18 protein-coding genes are annotated in these 16,366 nt (G+C 29.2%); 13 read left to right on the forward strand and 5 right to left on the reverse strand.

The window, feature by feature from the left end:
* Positions 1-100 precede the first annotated feature (100 nt).
* From HCG76_RS15575 to HCG76_RS15610, 8 genes are all read left to right on the forward strand, one after another.
* The gene (locus tag HCG76_RS15575) at positions 101-706 is read left to right on the forward strand and encodes an NUDIX hydrolase (protein WP_221701231.1); all 606 of its coding nucleotides are present in this window, start codon (positions 101-103) and stop codon (positions 704-706) included.
* A 167-nt stretch (positions 707-873) separates the two neighbouring features.
* A complete protein-coding gene (locus tag HCG76_RS15580) occupies positions 874-2,220 on the forward strand; it encodes an APC family permease (RefSeq protein WP_221701230.1) in 1,347 nt (448 codons plus the stop codon).
* Between the two features lie 230 nt (positions 2,221-2,450).
* Positions 2,451-3,443, forward strand: coding sequence for a sulfide/dihydroorotate dehydrogenase-like FAD/NAD-binding protein (locus HCG76_RS15585; protein WP_221701229.1), 993 nt, complete (start codon positions 2,451-2,453; stop codon positions 3,441-3,443).
* Positions 3,440-4,717, forward strand: a complete 1,278-nt coding sequence (locus HCG76_RS15590; RefSeq protein ID WP_221701228.1) for an FAD-dependent oxidoreductase — start codon at positions 3,440-3,442, stop codon at positions 4,715-4,717. Before HCG76_RS15585 ends, HCG76_RS15590 begins: the two co-directional genes overlap by 4 nt.
* 398 nt (positions 4,718-5,115) lie before the next feature.
* A complete protein-coding gene (locus tag HCG76_RS15595) occupies positions 5,116-5,283 on the forward strand; it encodes a hypothetical protein (protein ID WP_195963763.1) in 168 nt (55 codons plus the stop codon).
* The gene (locus tag HCG76_RS15600) at positions 5,249-5,419 is read left to right on the forward strand and encodes a hypothetical protein (protein WP_195963762.1); all 171 of its coding nucleotides are present in this window, start codon (positions 5,249-5,251) and stop codon (positions 5,417-5,419) included. Before HCG76_RS15595 ends, HCG76_RS15600 begins: the two co-directional genes overlap by 35 nt.
* A 161-nt stretch (positions 5,420-5,580) precedes the next feature.
* Positions 5,581-6,492, forward strand: coding sequence for a hypothetical protein (locus HCG76_RS15605; protein ID WP_148322441.1), 912 nt, complete (start codon positions 5,581-5,583; stop codon positions 6,490-6,492).
* 348 nt (positions 6,493-6,840) lie between these two features.
* Complete coding sequence (locus tag HCG76_RS15610; protein WP_221701227.1) at positions 6,841-7,548, forward strand: EcsC family protein; 708 nt, start codon at positions 6,841-6,843, stop codon at positions 7,546-7,548.
* A 96-nt stretch (positions 7,549-7,644) separates the two neighbouring features.
* On the opposite strand, the gene HCG76_RS15615 is transcribed toward HCG76_RS15610, so the two are convergent.
* The 4 genes from HCG76_RS15615 to HCG76_RS15630 all read right to left on the reverse strand — a co-directional run bounded on the left by HCG76_RS15615 (position 7,645) and on the right by HCG76_RS15630 (position 8,952).
* Complete coding sequence (locus HCG76_RS15615) at positions 7,645-7,863, reverse strand: DUF2922 domain-containing protein (RefSeq protein ID WP_221701226.1); 219 nt, start codon at positions 7,861-7,863, stop codon at positions 7,645-7,647.
* A 38-nt stretch (positions 7,864-7,901) separates the two neighbouring features.
* Positions 7,902-8,129, reverse strand: coding sequence for a DUF1659 domain-containing protein (locus tag HCG76_RS15620; protein ID WP_221701225.1), 228 nt, complete (start codon positions 8,127-8,129; stop codon positions 7,902-7,904).
* 117 nt (positions 8,130-8,246) lie between these two features.
* Positions 8,247-8,432, reverse strand: coding sequence for a YvrJ family protein (locus HCG76_RS15625; protein ID WP_221701224.1), 186 nt, complete (start codon positions 8,430-8,432; stop codon positions 8,247-8,249).
* A 91-nt stretch (positions 8,433-8,523) separates the two neighbouring features.
* Positions 8,524-8,952, reverse strand: coding sequence for a hypothetical protein (locus HCG76_RS15630; RefSeq protein ID WP_204572059.1), 429 nt, complete (start codon positions 8,950-8,952; stop codon positions 8,524-8,526).
* A 216-nt stretch (positions 8,953-9,168) separates the two neighbouring features.
* Between HCG76_RS15630 and HCG76_RS15635 the strand changes: the two genes are divergently transcribed.
* The 4 genes from HCG76_RS15635 to HCG76_RS15650 all read left to right on the forward strand — a co-directional run bounded on the left by HCG76_RS15635 (position 9,169) and on the right by HCG76_RS15650 (position 14,826).
* On the forward strand, positions 9,169-9,405 hold the full coding sequence (locus HCG76_RS15635) for a hypothetical protein (RefSeq protein WP_148322435.1): 237 nt from the start codon (positions 9,169-9,171) through the stop codon (positions 9,403-9,405).
* A 138-nt stretch (positions 9,406-9,543) separates the two neighbouring features.
* Positions 9,544-10,281 carry a Fic family protein gene (locus tag HCG76_RS15640; protein WP_022167726.1) on the forward strand — a complete coding sequence of 246 codons (738 nt, stop codon included), beginning with the start codon at positions 9,544-9,546 and terminating at the stop codon, positions 10,279-10,281.
* Between the two features lie 2,000 nt (positions 10,282-12,281).
* Positions 12,282-12,710, forward strand: a complete 429-nt coding sequence (locus HCG76_RS15645; protein ID WP_221701232.1) for a GNAT family N-acetyltransferase — start codon at positions 12,282-12,284, stop codon at positions 12,708-12,710.
* 1,489 nt (positions 12,711-14,199) lie between these two features.
* Positions 14,200-14,826 (forward strand): NUDIX domain-containing protein, encoded by a 627-nt coding sequence (locus HCG76_RS15650; RefSeq protein ID WP_195963758.1) that lies wholly within the window; start codon positions 14,200-14,202, stop codon positions 14,824-14,826.
* A 123-nt stretch (positions 14,827-14,949) separates the two neighbouring features.
* On the opposite strand, the gene HCG76_RS15655 is transcribed toward HCG76_RS15650, so the two are convergent.
* On the reverse strand, positions 14,950-15,516 hold the full coding sequence (locus HCG76_RS15655) for a sigma-70 family RNA polymerase sigma factor (protein ID WP_195963757.1): 567 nt from the start codon (positions 15,514-15,516) through the stop codon (positions 14,950-14,952).
* Positions 15,517-15,583: 67 nt separating this feature from the next.
* Between HCG76_RS15655 and HCG76_RS15660 the strand changes: the two genes are divergently transcribed.
* Entirely contained in the window at positions 15,584-16,294 is a 711-nt protein-coding gene (locus HCG76_RS15660) for an N-acetylmuramoyl-L-alanine amidase (protein ID WP_195963756.1), read from the forward strand.
* The last annotated feature ends 72 nt before the right edge of the window (positions 16,295-16,366 follow it).

The following is a 16,366-nucleotide window of genomic DNA, read 5'->3' on the forward strand; positions in this document are numbered from 1 at the left end:
TTTATACAAAAAAACTTGCGAAACCTTGATATATAAAGAATTTAAAAGAAAAGTAGTGTAAAAAACTTTACACTAACGATAAAATGAAGGAGATATTAAAATGAAAAATAAAGTAGAAAACCTAGAAACATTAGCACAAACTAAATTTTTAAGTCTTTATAATGCAAATTATACTAATAAGGGTGGAAATAAAAAGACATGGACTATTGCAACAAGAAAAACTAAAGAAGCATTAGAGGAGCAATTCTTTAGTGGAAAAGAAGATAAGGTTGATGCAGTTGTTATATTAGCATATCACAAAGAGGAAAGAAAGCTAGTTGCTATAAGACAATTTAGAATACCTTTAAATAATTATGTTTATGAATTACCAGCAGGTTTAATAGATAATAATGATGATATTATTTCAACAGTAAAAAGAGAATTAAAAGAGGAAACAGGATTAGATTTAGAAGAGGTTATGGAAGAAAAAATTGGACAAAAATTATATCTATCTCCTGGAATGACAGATGAATCAGTTTCTTTAGTTTACTGTACATGTTCTGGAAAAGTATCTGATGAAAATTTAGAAGAGGATGAAGATATTGAAACAGTATTATTATCTAGAGAAGATGCCATTAAAATATTAAATAGTGGTGAAAGATGTGATATAAAATTCTTTATGGCATTGCAAAGCTTTATTCAAATGGGAGAAGAAATTTTTAGATAATATTTTAACAAATTGGTAAAATGTTTAAAAGAAAACCAATAAAATAAAAAAAAACCAATGTAATATTTACTAAATTTAGATTTCATGATATAGTATAGAAAACTAGCAGATAATAGTGAAATCTATTCTCAAGAAAAAGTAAATAAAAGAACATTGGGGGGAAAATTATGAAAAAAAATGAATATGGATTATTTACAGCCATAACTATGATAGTTGGTATAGTTATAGGGTCTGGGATATTCTTTAAAAGTGACAACATATTAGTTGCTACTGGGGGAAGTATTGGCTTAGGAGTCTTAGTATTTTGTATAGCGGCCATTGCGATAATATTTGGAAGTTTAACAATATCACAGTTAGCTTCAAGAAGTTCACAGTCAGGTGGATTAATAGCATATGCAGAGGAGAATTATAATAAATCATTAGCATGTGCATTTGGATGGTTCCAAACACTTTTATATTTTCCTACAATAATAGCGGTTGTTTCTTGGGTATCAGGAATATATATATGCTTATTATTCGGAATTGATGGTAGTTTAGAAACGCAAATGTTAATAGGATTTGCTATTATGGCATTCTTATTTATAATAAACTCTTTATCTGCAAAATTAGGTGGATTATTCCAAAATGCCTCTACTATAATAAAATTAGTACCATTAGTTTTAATTGCAATTGCAGGTTTAATTTTTGGTGATGTAAGTAATATTTCTTTAAGTAATGTAGAATCAATGCAATCAGTTGGTTGGATTGCTGCTATAGCACCAATTGCATTTTCATTTGATGGATGGGTTGTTACTACATCTATAGGACATGAAATAAAGGATTCAAAAAGAAATTTACCAAAGGCTTTAATAATAGCACCAATATTTATATTAGCTATGTATTTATTATACTTTGTTGGAATAAGTATTTACATTGGGCCAGAAACAGTTATGGCACTTGGTGATTCTCATGTTGACTTAGCAGCTAATAATTTATTAGGACCATGGGGAGCTAAGATTATATTAATATTCGTAGTAATTTCTATAATGGGTACTGTTAATGGATTAATTTTAGGAATGATAAGATTACCACACTCTTTAGCGGAAAGAAATATGTTCCCTAAATCAGAATTTGTTTCTAAGGTAAATGAAAAGTTCTTAATGCCTATAAACTCAGCTGTAGTTGCATTTTTAATAAGTACAGTATGGTTTGGTGTACATTATATAACAACTAAGTTTGGAATGCTTCCAAATTCAGATATATCAGAAATATCAATAACTATGAGTTATGCTTTATATATGATTTTATACTTTAAAGTATTACAATTAGGAAATAAGGGTGAAATTAAAGGAGTTTGGAGCTCTAAGATAAACCCAACACTAGCTATAATAGGATCATTAATAATTCTATTTGGTAGTATGGGTAATAAGCTATTCTGGATATATGCAGCATTTTGTTTATTAGTAATTGTAGCTGCAGTATACTTCTGGAAAGGAAAAGAAAGAGAAATTAACGCTGCTTTAATTGAATCTTAATTATGTAGATTTTAATCACAATATATATAAGATAGGAAACTATTATATATATATTGTGATTTTTTTGTATTTTTATATTATATTCAATTACTATATAAAGGATTGTTAAATATATAAGAAATTTTATATTAAAAATTAGTAGAATATTTTATATATCAGGCGACTTATAGTAACAAAAAGAAATTTTTGAAATAATCTATATAGTGTATAGTATTACTTTAGGAGTCGAGATGTTTAAGGAGACAATTGATTGTATAGATGCAGGGACGGAGTTTTGTCCATGTCATTTAGCTGAAAGCGGTGAATGTATTCTTTGTTCACAATTACAAGGAAGTCATTTTTGTGATTGCTTAAATTGGAAGGGAGTATGTATATATCAAGAATTTCATGACAATGGCAATAAAGCAAAAGAACAAAGAAAAGTATATAAGTGCAAAGTGAGTGAAAAGGTATTATATCCTGATGATGTATTATTAGTTAAGTTTGAAGCGCCACATAAGCTTGTAATTGATTTAGCAAGACCTGGTAGCTTCATTTTTGTCAGAAGCGAAGAAAATGTATATTTTGATGTTCCTATTTCAATATTAGATTCAGATATTGAAACTAATATAATTTCAATAATGATAGAGATAAGAGGAATAAAAACTAAGCAATTATTGAATATAGAGGCTGGAGGAAATATAACAATAAGAGGCCCATATTGGAATGGAGTATTTGGTTTAAAAAACATAAGAAAACAAAAAAATAATGATACTATAGTTATTGCTAGAGGTATTGGGATGGCTCCTATGATACCGGTAATTAAAAGGTTAATAGAAAATGATAACACTGTGACACTTATAGTAGATAAGCAACCATTTAAAGATATTTATGTTACTGAATGGTTAGATAAATTTAATATAGTACCTCAGGAGATGAACTTAATAGAAAAGGGAGAGTTATCGCCAGAGGGTAAGGTTGCTATAAAATCTCTTATTAAATATAATAATATATCTTTAATTCATATAGCTGGAGCAGATATATTGACTTATAGTGTTATTGATTTTTTAGATTCTTTAGAAAGAGAAGATATAGATTTGTCATGCTGTAATAATTTCAAGATGTGTTGTGGTGAAGGTGTATGTGGAAGTTGTACAGCTAGATTTTCAGGTCATAGAGTAAAGAGATTCTGTAAAGTACAAGCTAGTCCAAGAGGTATTTTTGAGGGGAGGAGATTAATATGAAGGTAGTAGTTGTTGGTGGAGGATGGGCAGGATGTGCTGCTGCAATAACAGCGAGAAAAGCAGGGGCAGAAGTCCATATTTATGAAAAAACAGATCTTTTACTTGGACTTGGTAATGTTGGTGGTATAATGAGAAACAATGGTCGTTATACTGCATCAGAAGAGCTAATTGCATTAGGTGGTGGAGATTTAATTGAATTAACAGATAAATGTGCAAGACATGCTAATATAGAATTTCCAGGTCATAAGCATGCAAGTTTATATGATGTAAATATTATTGAAGGTGTAGTAAGAAATCATTTGAAAGATTTAGGAATACACCTTCATTTAGAGAGCCGTGTTAAGGATGTTGATGTTGAAAATAAGAAAATAAGGGGAATTTTATTAAGTGATGACACTTATGTTAAAGGTGATGTGTTCATTGAAACAACTGGTTCAACAGGACCTATGGGAAATTGTTTAAGATATGGTAATGGATGTTCTATGTGTATTTTACGTTGTCCTGCTTTTGGACCAAGATTAAGCATAAGTGCAAGGTGTGGAGTTTGTGATATTCAAGGTGAAAGAAATGGAGATGCTTTAGGAGCATTTTCTGGATCTTGTAAGCTTGCAAAAGAAAGTTTATCTAAGGAAATTAGGGAGCAATTAGATAAAACAGGTGTTGTTGTCTTAAAGGTTCCTTCAGAAGATGTAAATTATGGTAAGCTTAGTACAAAGGTATGTCAACAATATGCACTTAAAGAGTTTGCCGAGAATATAGTTTTACTTGACACTGGTCATGCTAAGCTTATGACAACTTATTATCCACTTGAAAAGCTTAGAAAGATTCCAGGTCTTGAATATGCTAAGTATGTTGATCCTTATGCAGGAAGTAAGGGTAACTCTATAAGGTATTTATCTGTGGCACCAAGGACGAATGATATGAGAGTTGTTGGAGTTGATAATCTTTTATGTGCAGGTGAAAAGGCTGGACTTTTTGTTGGTCATACTGAAGCTATATGTACAGGTAGCTTAGCAGGTCATAATGCTGTAAGGCTAATGATGGGAATGCCACTATTGATTTTACCTTCTTCTATAGCTATAGGTGATTTGATTTCTTTTGCTAATGAAAAGGCTGAAACTAGGGAGGGCAGAAAGGATAGGTATACTTTTGCTGGAGCTAGTTATTTTAAGAGAATGCAAGAGTTAGGTCTTTATACCACTGATAAGGATGAAATTAATGATAGGATTAAGAAGGTTAATTTAGATAATATTTTTGAGCAAAAACTAGTTTAGAAATAGAAGCCCTAAATGGTTGTTATACAATGATTTAGGGTTTTTATAAAAAGTTAATACTTTAAAATAATATACTCGTAAATGATATAAATAAAAGAATAAGAGAATTAGTGTTAACTATTTTTCATTATTAAAATAGATTTTATAATTCGAGGTTTTAAGAAGTATGCTAACTTGGCTTAGAATTGAGTTTCGGTTTTATTGAATGTAATAGGAAGAGGTAACTATGGTTGAATTAAAAACTTTAGGAAGAAGAATGGATTTAGCGAACTAAAATATATATCAGTTTTAGAATATAGGGAAGCTACAGATTATAAAAGAACAAAAACAAGAATCCATCATCATATTATATATCCGGTATGGATAGAGATAAGGCAGAAGAATTATGGGGAAAAGGCATGGCTAATGCAAATAGAATGCAAGCTAATGAACTAGGCTTTGAAGAACTAGCAAATTATCTTTCAAAGGATCCTAGAGGAAAGAAAAGATGGAGCCAATCTAAGAATATAGTTATACCAGTGCCAGAGATTAATGATTATAAGTATTCAAATAAAAAAATTATATGAACTATCACAAAACCAAGGGGAAAGAGAAGTCTTTGAGAAGCTTTATCCTGGGTTTATTTATCCTGGCCATGATGTTGTATTTAATGATGTTGATGGAGGGATTTATGTTTATATAAAAATGAGAAGATTAGAGTAGTACAAATTATACAGTAAAACAAAAAAAGGAATTTTATTTATTGTATAGAATTTACATATATAGGATATATTATAAATTTATTTAGGTTATATAAAAATAATATTAACTGAGTATAAACAATAAGGCTAAATATAAATATTTTTATAAGGGGGATATATATTGTGATAAAATTAAAAAAAATTAATATTTCAAAACGCAGTATAGTAATGATAGCACTATTATTAATATCATTATTATCTATTTTTGTTGTGTCAAAAATAGTAACACAACCAGATTTTAATGCATCAACAGTACAGTCATTGAATGATAAAGAATATTTAGTTATGAAACTTGCAGCAGCTGCAGCAGCAGCTTCGACAGCTTTATCACTTATACCTGGAGATGCTTCAATGCCAATTGCTAATCAAATTGCGGAATTAGCTCCTTATTTCATTTTAATTTTAGGTTCAATTTTATTGGAAAAGATGTTAGTTTCAGTAGTTGGTTATATATCATTTACTTATATTATTCCTTTTGCTTGTGTGTTGGGAATTTTTTATTTGTATACAAAGAAGGAGGTAATGAGAACACTTGCAATAAAATTAGCAATATTCGGGGTGATTCTGTTTATAGCAATTCCATCAAGCATTAAAGTTAGCGACTTAATATATAATTCTTATCAAACCTCAATAGAGCAGACAGTTAAAACTGCAGAACAAAACAAAGAATATATTGAAGAAAAGAAAGAAGATCTTTCTGAAGAAGATCAAAATTGGATGGATAAAGTGGGAGACTATTTATCAAATTTAACTTCTAAAATAGGAAGTGGAATATCTGAAATTATTAAAAAGGGAGAAGATACACTTATATCATTTTTAGATGCTATTGCAATTATGATTATTACCTCTTGTGTTATTCCAATAGGTACAATACTAATTTTTGGTTTAGTCATTAAAATTTTATTCAGCTTTGATAGTAATAGAGGAGCAAGAAAGTTTCAAAAAAATATAGAAAAAGAAAGTTCTATGAAAGAGAAAATATTAACTACTCCAGTTTTAAATGATAATGAAATTAATGGAAATATATCCCTATAAGAAAAAATTCATATTATTTCTAACCAAAGTAAAAATACAGACATATGATTTGTTTATGTAAACTTATGAATTATTAGTTATATTTAGATAAATAATATATTATATAAATTTATCACAGATAAGAAGTCATTATATATTAATTGGCTTCTTATTTTTATAAATACTGAAATATAAGTGTTTGTAATTACTATAGAATACGTATCATAAACGAATTATATTTATGTCTTGAGTCAAGTAACTGAAATTGAATAATCAGGTATTGAAATAAATATAAATGATTTTATGTTTCATGTATAATTAAATTATTTGGTAAGAGAAAATTAAATTTATAAAGAGGGATCTTGATAGATGAGTGAAAAAGAAAAGAAAACAGTTATAGCACAGGAAGATGTAATGAAAATTTTAGATTCTTGTTATGAAAAATGTTTAAATGGTATTCCAAAAGTTAGTCCTAGTGTAGAAGAAATGGCTAACGATTATTTGAAAAAATATAAAACCAAAGAAGAAGCTTGTAAAGCAATGATACGAAATCAAATTACGAAATGTGCAACATCTGGGTTTATTACTGGATTTGGTGGATTCATTACTATGCCTGTAACTCTTCCTGCAAATATTACTAGCGTAATTTATGTGCAAATGCGTATGATAGCTTGTACTTCATATATGGCTGGCTTTGACCTTGATAGTGACCAAACTCAAACACTTGTATATGCTTGTCTTGCTGGTGTTGCAGTCAATAACGTGATAAAGCAGGCTGGTATTAAATTTGGTGTTAAATTTGCAAATGGATTGATAAAGAAAATACCAGGTAAAGTACTAACTAAAATAAATCAAAAAGTTGGTTTTCGTTTTATAACAAAATTTGGAACTAAAGGAGTTATAAATTTAGGGAAACTTATTCCAGGAGTAGGGGCAGTTATTGGTGGTGGACTAGATTTAGTTGAAACTAAAATAATTGCAAAACGTTCTTATAAATGGTTTTTTGAACATGATTTTTCTGTTGATAAAAAGGATAATGAAGAGGATATTGAAGTTTACGAAAGTGATTATGAATAAGTTCCTATAGAATAAAATATACTGAATTTAATTAGCAAAATATAAAATTCTTTGAGTTACAAAAAGGCATTGGATTTCGAATCCAATGCCTTTTGACTAGTTAAGATCCCATTTTGTAACTTCTCTTTGTACAACTTGAGCACTGTATTTACTGATTAATGCACCTTTACTTGTTCCAAAGATATTGCTTGCGATAATGGTGTCCATTAGGGCTATTACATCTGTGTTTGTAAGTCCAGGTTTTACTTCTGAAATTGTAATTGAACTCTTTTCACCACTCTCACATAAAAAGACCATTTGTAATGAGTATTCCATTGTTTGTCCTCCTTTCTATAAGATTTGGATTACTAAAGCTAAGCGTTGTTTTCTAGCATAGAGATTTCATTAACTAAGGTGTATCTAGTTTCATTAGCTAACACTAATTTAATTGCATCTGCAACGGTTACTAGAGCTTCTGGTGTAGCATCTCCGTTAATACCTGAAAAATTTTTTTTCTTGTATGATGGATTACCATCTTTATCAACACCGCTTTGTACTTCAATACTTAAAGTAGTTGTCATTAATTCTTTTGAAATTGCCATGTTATTCACCTCCTTGTAGCTTGCTATTTAATATATATGGTTTAAAAAGAAGAAATCAAAAGTTAATAATAAAATATAAAAAATCTGATAAACTTTTGGCCTATCAGATTTTTTATATTATGCAGCTTTGTCTTTTTCATTTTTTACAACAGCACCTAATTTTACTGAAACAATGGTATTTAATGTATTTATACTATTTGATAGTGAAGTAAGTTGCTTTTCTAGTCTAATCAATAGATAGGCTGTAATAGCTATTGGGAAGCCAGTATTGCCTATTAATGATATAAAATCTAAATTTTCCATGATATCACCTCCAAATAATATATATGGTTTTGAAGCAGGGAGTATAGGTTATTTGTTTATAAAAAATAAATCAGTAAGTTTTCATACTGATTTATTCGTTATCACAGAGACAATGGAAGTAATGATTGATTGCCATATCTACTATAGAGCTGACATAAACTATATCTGGATGCATGGCTTTGATTTGTTCTAGCTTCTTTAGGGTTGAGAATCTTAGCATATAGCATCTCTTATATTCTAGCTTTTCTCCATCTATTGGAGGGGTAAGTCCATTTACTATTGATAGTTTTCTCATATCTAAAATATCTGTATTATTCTTTTTAGATTTTTGTTTTTCTACTTTAGGTTTTTCTGTTGTATCTGGAGCGGTATGTGTAAATTGCACTGGCTCATTTGTAAATGAAAAGCCTTCAACTAAGTTACCTTTTATTTCACCAGGTGCTTCAAAACCTATTTCTTCACATTCTTCTTCATAACATATGTCGCTTGGATCTATGATTAAACCTTTTTTTCTTCTCACTTAAAACACTCCCTTCCCATTTAATATATATGGGAATATAAGAATGGTTATATAGATATTCTTATATTGTCATATATAAAAGAATAGAAGAATATAAGAATATGCTGGAAACATCAGGGATTGTGAGGTTTATTAATAAAAAATATCCTTTGAATTTGAATTATTAGTTTTTAAACCATATATCTTTAATGAGAAAAGTTTAAGGGGTGTGGTATTATGCTATCTAATAGAATTAAAATTACTGAAGAGGGAGAAGTTTATGACAGATTAAGTATTGCTTTAGCAATTAGAAATTCAACATATAATGATGAGCTTAAGTGTTCACTTATGGATCAAAATATAATTAAGAACTGTGAGACCTGTAGCTTAAAGTTTATTTGTGATGGCATTGATGGGCTGGCAGATGATTATATTAAAAAGACAACTAAAGTTGTTAGTAACTTTACACTATAACCTTGAGAGGAATGTCACAATATAAATACTAGCTATGAAATTTCAACTTAACAATAATTCAATTTTTGTTTAAGCTAGAATAATCTTGGTGTATAATAGTAAGAGAAAAATAATAAATATTTATTTGAGGTGTTGGCTATGGATACATTTATTCCTAGATATAGATATAAATTTAAAGATGAATTACCACATGGAGATAAAAGATATATTTTAACTTATGTTAAGCAGATGATTAGTGAGTTTGTTTATGATATGGGAAATTTGGAAAATAATCCATTTACTTTTCCAGAGGTACAAACATTACTTGATGGCATTACTGTTGGTGGCCATAAGTTAAGTGATCAAAATCAAATACTAAATATAAAGTCATCATGGGATTATGTTGTTAATTTGAGTAGAACAAATTCTTTAGAGTTAAACAAAGAAGTTATTTGTGATATTCATAGTAAAGTTGCTAAAGATGAGGCATTAATAGTAGGTGACTTTAGAAAGGGTAACATTGGAATTGCAGGTACTGTTGAATATAAGTGTATTAATTATGAGGATTTAGAGGAAGTATTTAAAGCTGATATAGATAAAATAAATTCTATAGATAATTTACTTGAAAAAGCTATTATACTTAATCTATGGCTATCTTACTGTCAGTTCTTTTATGATGGAAATAAGAGAACAGCTAGACTTTCATCAAACCTTATCCTGTTATCAAATGATATAGGAGTACTTTCTATACCAGCTAGATATAAGGTTGAGTATAATAAATTAATGCTAGATTTTTATGAAACTTTAGAAGCTGATGAAGTAATAAAGTTTATATTAGAAAAATGTATAACGTTTTTCGATGGATTTAACTATAAAAAATATAATGAATTAATCTAAGGTGTTAAAATAAATCCTCTCATATGCAGTTAAGCTGCAAAAGAGAGGATTTATTTTTAAAAAGGAAATCTTAATCCTTAATTCATTTATCTCTAATTCAGAAACCATTCTCATACTTTTACCTATATTTAATATTGCAAATTAAATTTTTCTATACATAGATAAACAAATTAATTATTAAGATTTGAATTTATAGCCTGCGGCAGCTAAGGAAATCTTGATTACATCAAAATAGTTTAATATAAAAGGGATCTGCCCTTAAATCTGTCTCATAATCTATATATGTTAATTCTATTTAATAAAACCATTGCATCATAATGCTAAAAGCTACCGTTCCTTTCACTCACTATGCTTTTAAATTCTGATGCATTAGTTTTATTATCTACTCAATTAAACTTTTCCTTTTCGTATCACCCATTGGCTCCATAAAGATTACCTTACATGAAATAAGATTTTTTGTAGGTATTCCTCTTAAGCAGTAAAAATCATATTTCATTCCAGGTAATCCTTATTCCGCTTAGAAGGAAACCTTTAAAAATAATTCATTTATTATTATCTTAAAATAAATTTTTTATTTTATTTCAAAAAAATCTATTTAACTATTTATTATCACTGAAGGTATAAAAGAATTTTTTTTAAGCTCTAAATTATAGTCCTACGGACAGTAGCAGTCCACTTTTTCAAAGTTGACAGAGTAGAAGTTTGGCTTACGCCAAACCACTAAAACAAAAGTGCTAACGCACCTTTTATATTTATAATAATATTTTGTTTTGCTTTATTTTTAATTATTATTTTTATTGATTATGTTAGTAACTATTATTATTTAAAAGTGTTATTCCTGATATTACTCTTATTATTGAAGCTACTAGTATACTGAAAATTGATACTTTTGGGCCCTTATCCACCACCCGAAATAGTACAGGATATTACCTTTACTCTCTAAGGCAATATAAGTCTCTTAAAATGAAGCGAGCCTTATATTACCTAAGATAGTAATAGGATTAATCTAGTCCTATTTAGGGTACCCGGTGGGGGCTATTATTTAATCTGAAACCTTCCATGCTGGAAGCTCTAAATAAATATAATGGGGCTCTGCCCCAAGCCCTGGCTCCTAATCTATTTATGTTAATTCTAACTATTTTTAATCACGAAACTGCGCCTCTTTGGACAGGTAGGACAGGTATTCCTCCATTACATATTTTAATGACAGGTAGCCTTACTAGTCCTAAAAATATGCAATTCCAGAATACTAGTCCTACTAGTCCACCTTAGACAGGTAAAAAAATCTTACTACTTAAATGACTTTTGGGTACAGGTTGCCTAACTAGCACACCAAAAGTCATTTATTCCGTAATCTTTTTTTACTAGCTTAAGGAGGGGATTTTACTTTTCTTTAGCAGTCCACTTACCGCTAAGCTCACATGGACAGAGCGGAAATAATTTTTTCAAAATTCTAAATTTAACTTTACCTGTATAAAGCTTAAATATTAGTCTTTGTTTTAAAAAAGTCTGGAAATATGATTAACCACCTAAAACAGAGGATTTTAATGTAGGAAGCATAAATATAAATATTTATAAAATTTATTTAAATATTACTATTATTTGTGTATAATTAAAAATATAAATCAATGAATATTGGTGATATTTTACAAGAGAGTTTATTTTTTTAAATGCCAGATAAATTAGAATTTGTGGAGGAATATAAAATGGCATGGGATTATGCAGAATTATCAAAGATGGCAAAAGAAAATGGTGGCCCTGAAAAATTTGTAGATTTGCTTATTAATTCAGGAAAAAGAAAAATGTTTCCATGGATAGGAGCAGCAGCTGCGGCTGGAGTTGCGACTACTGTAGTTTTTCAAAAAGCATATAAATATTTATCTGATAAAAAAGCTGAGTCGAATACAGCGATGGAACTGGCTAAGCAAGAATTAATTCAAGGAATTAAAGATTATGATGCGACCCATAACGAAGTAAATTCTGATATTAAGAATATAAGAATGATTAAAGACAACAAAAAAGAATATATAGAATTACTATTTCTGGCTGACGAACAAGAAGATATGATAGATAAGTATCTTGACCGTGGTGAAATGTTTGTTTTGGATGATAATGGCGTAAAAGCTGAATGTGTGATTACACATGAGGGTGATGGTGTTTACGAGCTTAAAAACATTGCTGTTTTACCTGATTATCAACGAAAAGGTTATGGAAAAAGACTGATAGAGTTCCTGTTTTCCTTTTACACTGATTGCAACACTATGTTTGTTGGAACAGGTGATGTTCCATCTACACTTAATTTTTATAAAAAATGTTGTTTTACAGAATCACATCTAATAAAAAACTTTTTTATAGATAACTACGACCACCCAATCTTTGAAGATGGAAAACAACTTGTTGATATGGTTTATCTGAAAAGGGAACGATAAATTACAATTTATCTAGGTGTATAATCTTTAATTTTTCTATAGCAATTTAGTAGTAATGATATATATTAATATTTCAAACGAATCCATAATAAATCATATTTTAATTTTTGAAAAAAATTTTCCGCTCTGTCCCATGAGTAGTGGGACTGCAACGTGAAAAGCAATTGCAAGGGGGGGACTAGCTTTCTAGCAATTGACAAAAATGTACTAGTAGGGCTACCTGTACATTTTTGTTAATGCTGATTGCCTGTCCCCCCCTAGCACCGTCTTTTGGTGATATTTACTGGTGCTAATGAGGACTAGAAAGGCTTCCTGTCCTTTAATTAGCAACTAAGTAAATATTACCAAAAGTGTCCCTGCTGCAAAAAGTGGAGGAGCAAGGCTGCCTGTCCACTTTTTGCAGCAAGGACAAGGTGCGTTGCAAGTTATAGATTAAAAATAGTTAAAAGATAATAAAATAGACTATGAGCAAAAAGCCTTAAAAGAAAAGAATTAGTTAGTAGGCCATGATATGAAAGTTTTACTTGAAAAGATCATTGGCCCCAAACGGTTACCTGAAAGAGAAATGTTTAATCTGTAGAATTTCTTAGGTTAAAAAGGGTTCGGTTCATTTTAAGAAACCTTTTTGGCCTTAGAAATACTAGGTAATAACATGCACTTCTTTTAGGTGTTGGATTAAGGGCCCAAAAAAAAATAAAATAATATTATCTAATATGGATATAGCAGTTATAGTAAATAAGGTAATATTGGTAGTAGATATACTGTGCAATAAAGAAATGTATTTACTATATTAAACCCATGAAGAATTATAACAATTAAAATAGCAGAATTAATTATAAGTAATATATATTTTTATTTATTACTTTACTAAGTAAAGTTTCCACTCTGTCCAACTTTGAAAAAGATGGACTGCAATTTCTTAATTATGGAGTAAGTGAAAAATAATGTACTAGCCTCAATGGCTTGTACATTATTTTTCGTTTACGGAATAATTATTTCCTTTTTAGAAAAGCAAATAGGAGCATAGTTTACGTAATATTTAAAGAACATAAATTAAGTATATGAATTGTAATAGTGTCATGATAAATTGAAGGCTCTTATTTGCGACTAGATAGAATTAACATGATTTGAGCCCATAGGTTTAAGGGAATGGAATTCCCTTTTAAATTCAAGATTAAGAATTAATTCGTTTATCTATTTATAGAAGAATATTAGTTATATAGTTAAAGAAATTTAAGAGAAGAAAAAGAGGTTAAGGATTAAAGATAAGTGAATTAATTATTAAGGTTTCCTTTGAGCGAAATCATGAATAAAGGTAATTAGTTGTAATGAATATATGGATGAAACGATCTTGCAATATTGAAGTTAATCATTATCTATTATTACAGGTATAATGGTAAAATATTGCTATTTTTAGTTTCTTTTTAATTTACAACCGAATATATGTTCTGTATAATTATATTATGGGATAAAAAAGGGGGCATATAGTGTGAGTGAAAAGCAAAAGGAGATTTTAGAAATTATAAAAACTTTTATTAAGGAAAATGGGTATTCACCAACAATTAGGGAAATATGTAGGATAGCTAATATTAAATCAACAGCATCAGTACATGGGCATATTAAAAAATTAAAGGATGAAGGTCATATTACAAGTGGAGCAGATATGCCTAGAAGTATTGCTCTTACAAAGAGAGAAAAGTGTGTTAAAGTTGTTGTAAATGCTATAGCTTTAATGTGTGCAGAGGATAAAGAGTACATATTGCTGCAAGAAAATAAAAAGCAGCATGCTAATGAGAGTATATTTGAATTACCTGGTGGAGTTATTAGAGAAAGTGAAAGTGTATATGGATACTTAAGACGTAAATTAAAGGCTAATGGGTTTGAAGTAACAAAGATATTCGGTGAAGATAAATGTAATGAATTAAGCTATGAAGAGGAAGTATTGACAGTATTTAAGCCGTTTTGTGTTAGCCAAAGCTTTAATGATAATAATTTAATTATTTCTAGTACTATTTTATGTGAAGTAGATAGTGCAAATGTTAAAAATGATAGCAATAAATATGATTTTAAGTGGGTTTGTACTGATGAATTAAGAGCTATGCTAGTAGATCATTAGGAAAATATATCAGATCATAATATTGCAGCATTAAAATTATTTTGTGACCTATAAAAAGCTATATTAATTAACTTAATATATAAAGAGAAAAGTTATAGTAGGTGGGTTCTACTATAACTTTTTTCATGTTAGGATTTCTTTTCTTAATTGATTTATTGCTCTATTTTTAATGTTTACCGTTGTAGGATAATTAATGTTATTATTTTTTGAGTATTCCTTAAGAGATCCATTATTTATAAGTGTAAAATTAAGTATATCCTTATGCTGCTGTGGTAATTTGTCTATATATTTATAAAGGTTTTTTGCTAGTATACTGTCAGTAACTTGTACATCTACTGGTTCATTATTTGATGGTAGGACATGCTCCAAGGTTCCATTTAATATTAATGCCTCAGAGCCTTCACATGAGCTTCTATTACAAGTCTTTTTTATTAGATAATTAATGTTGTTTTTAATTGCCATGGTAGCATAAGCAACAAATCTCTTTTTATCTAAGTCATAAGTTTTGATGCATTTTAGTAATGTAGCATAACATTCATGTTCTATATCAGAAAAGTCATATCCATGGACAAAGGTTCTTTTTGAGATATTTAATATCATAGGTCTAAATTCTTTGAAAATAATTTCCTTAGATGATACATCTCCTTTTTTAGCTTTAGCAACTAAAGATTCTATATAATTAAAATTCATAAAAAATTACCCCCTTTCTTAGTATATATGGTTTTAAGCCATATATTTTAATTGGAGGTGAAATTTTATGAAAGAAATTATATTAGCAATAGACATTGGACATAATGTTCCTTATGACACAGGAGCAGTGGGAATACGTAGGGAAGATGATCTAAATAGGTTGGTTGGAAGCGCATTAATAAGTAAGCTTAGGGGAAGAGGGATTAAGGTTGTGAATTGTACACCTAATACTGCTAAAAGCCTTAATGATTCATTGTACCAAAGAGTAATTACAGCAAATAACTGCGGTGCAACATTGTTTGTATCAATACATCATAATGCATGCCCTGGTGGATATGGAGCAGAGGTTTTATGTATTAAAGATAACTACCAAGATGGATTATCAACAAAGGTAGGAGAAGCTATATTAAATGAATTAGCTTCAATTGGACTTAAAAACAGAGGAGTAAAGGATAGAAGGGACTTATATGTTATTAATAATACTTCAATGCCTGCATTAATTGTTGAATGTGCCTTTGTTGACAGTAGCTTGGATATGGCAAACTATAATCCAGAAAAGGCCGCAGCTGCAATATACAAAGGAATATGTACAGCTCTTGCTTTATCAGAAAATCAAAAACCTATTACAGATGATGAAGAGTATTATATTGTCAAATATGGCGATACATTATGGGCAATAAGTAGAAGATTCAACACTACTGTAGATAAGTTAGTTGCATTAAATAATATAGCAAATAGAAATTTAATTAATGTTGGACAGAAATTAAGGGTAAAGTAAAACTAAAGTGGAGAAAAGGTTTATGTATTAAGGTACATAAGCCTTTTGTTATTTAAGAGAATAAAAGAAAAA

The sequence above is a fragment of the Clostridium sp. K13 genome (assembly GCF_019734195.1).
Taxonomy (GTDB): domain Bacteria; phylum Bacillota; class Clostridia; order Clostridiales; family Clostridiaceae; genus Clostridium.

Excerpts from the sequence above, each read along its gene's own strand:
- HCG76_RS15625 (WP_221701224.1), bottom strand. The coding sequence starts at position 8,432 with ATGGAAAATTTAGATTTTATATCATTAATAGGCAATACTGGCTTCCCA.
- HCG76_RS15655 (WP_195963757.1), bottom strand. The coding sequence starts at position 15,516 with ATGAATTTTAATTATATAGAATCTTTAGTTGCTAAAGCTAAAAAAGGA.
- HCG76_RS15640 (WP_022167726.1), top strand. The coding sequence starts at position 9,544 with ATGGATACATTTATTCCTAGATATAGATATAAATTTAAAGATGAATTA.
- HCG76_RS15660 (WP_195963756.1), top strand. The coding sequence starts at position 15,584 with ATGAAAGAAATTATATTAGCAATAGACATTGGACATAATGTTCCTTAT.
- HCG76_RS15620 (WP_221701225.1), bottom strand. The coding sequence starts at position 8,129 with ATGGCAATTTCAAAAGAATTAATGACAACTACTTTAAGTATTGAAGTA.
- HCG76_RS15580 (WP_221701230.1), top strand. The coding sequence starts at position 874 with ATGAAAAAAAATGAATATGGATTATTTACAGCCATAACTATGATAGTT.
- HCG76_RS15610 (WP_221701227.1), top strand. The coding sequence starts at position 6,841 with ATGAGTGAAAAAGAAAAGAAAACAGTTATAGCACAGGAAGATGTAATG.
- HCG76_RS15615 (WP_221701226.1), bottom strand. The coding sequence starts at position 7,863 with ATGGAATACTCATTACAAATGGTCTTTTTATGTGAGAGTGGTGAAAAG.
- HCG76_RS15600 (WP_195963762.1), top strand. The coding sequence starts at position 5,249 with ATGATTATAAGTATTCAAATAAAAAAATTATATGAACTATCACAAAAC.
- HCG76_RS15595 (WP_195963763.1), top strand. The coding sequence starts at position 5,116 with ATGGCTAATGCAAATAGAATGCAAGCTAATGAACTAGGCTTTGAAGAA.
- HCG76_RS15585 (WP_221701229.1), top strand. The coding sequence starts at position 2,451 with ATGTTTAAGGAGACAATTGATTGTATAGATGCAGGGACGGAGTTTTGT.
- HCG76_RS15635 (WP_148322435.1), top strand. The coding sequence starts at position 9,169 with ATGCTATCTAATAGAATTAAAATTACTGAAGAGGGAGAAGTTTATGAC.
- HCG76_RS15645 (WP_221701232.1), top strand. The coding sequence starts at position 12,282 with ATGATTAAAGACAACAAAAAAGAATATATAGAATTACTATTTCTGGCT.
- HCG76_RS15575 (WP_221701231.1), top strand. The coding sequence starts at position 101 with ATGAAAAATAAAGTAGAAAACCTAGAAACATTAGCACAAACTAAATTT.
- HCG76_RS15590 (WP_221701228.1), top strand. The coding sequence starts at position 3,440 with ATGAAGGTAGTAGTTGTTGGTGGAGGATGGGCAGGATGTGCTGCTGCA.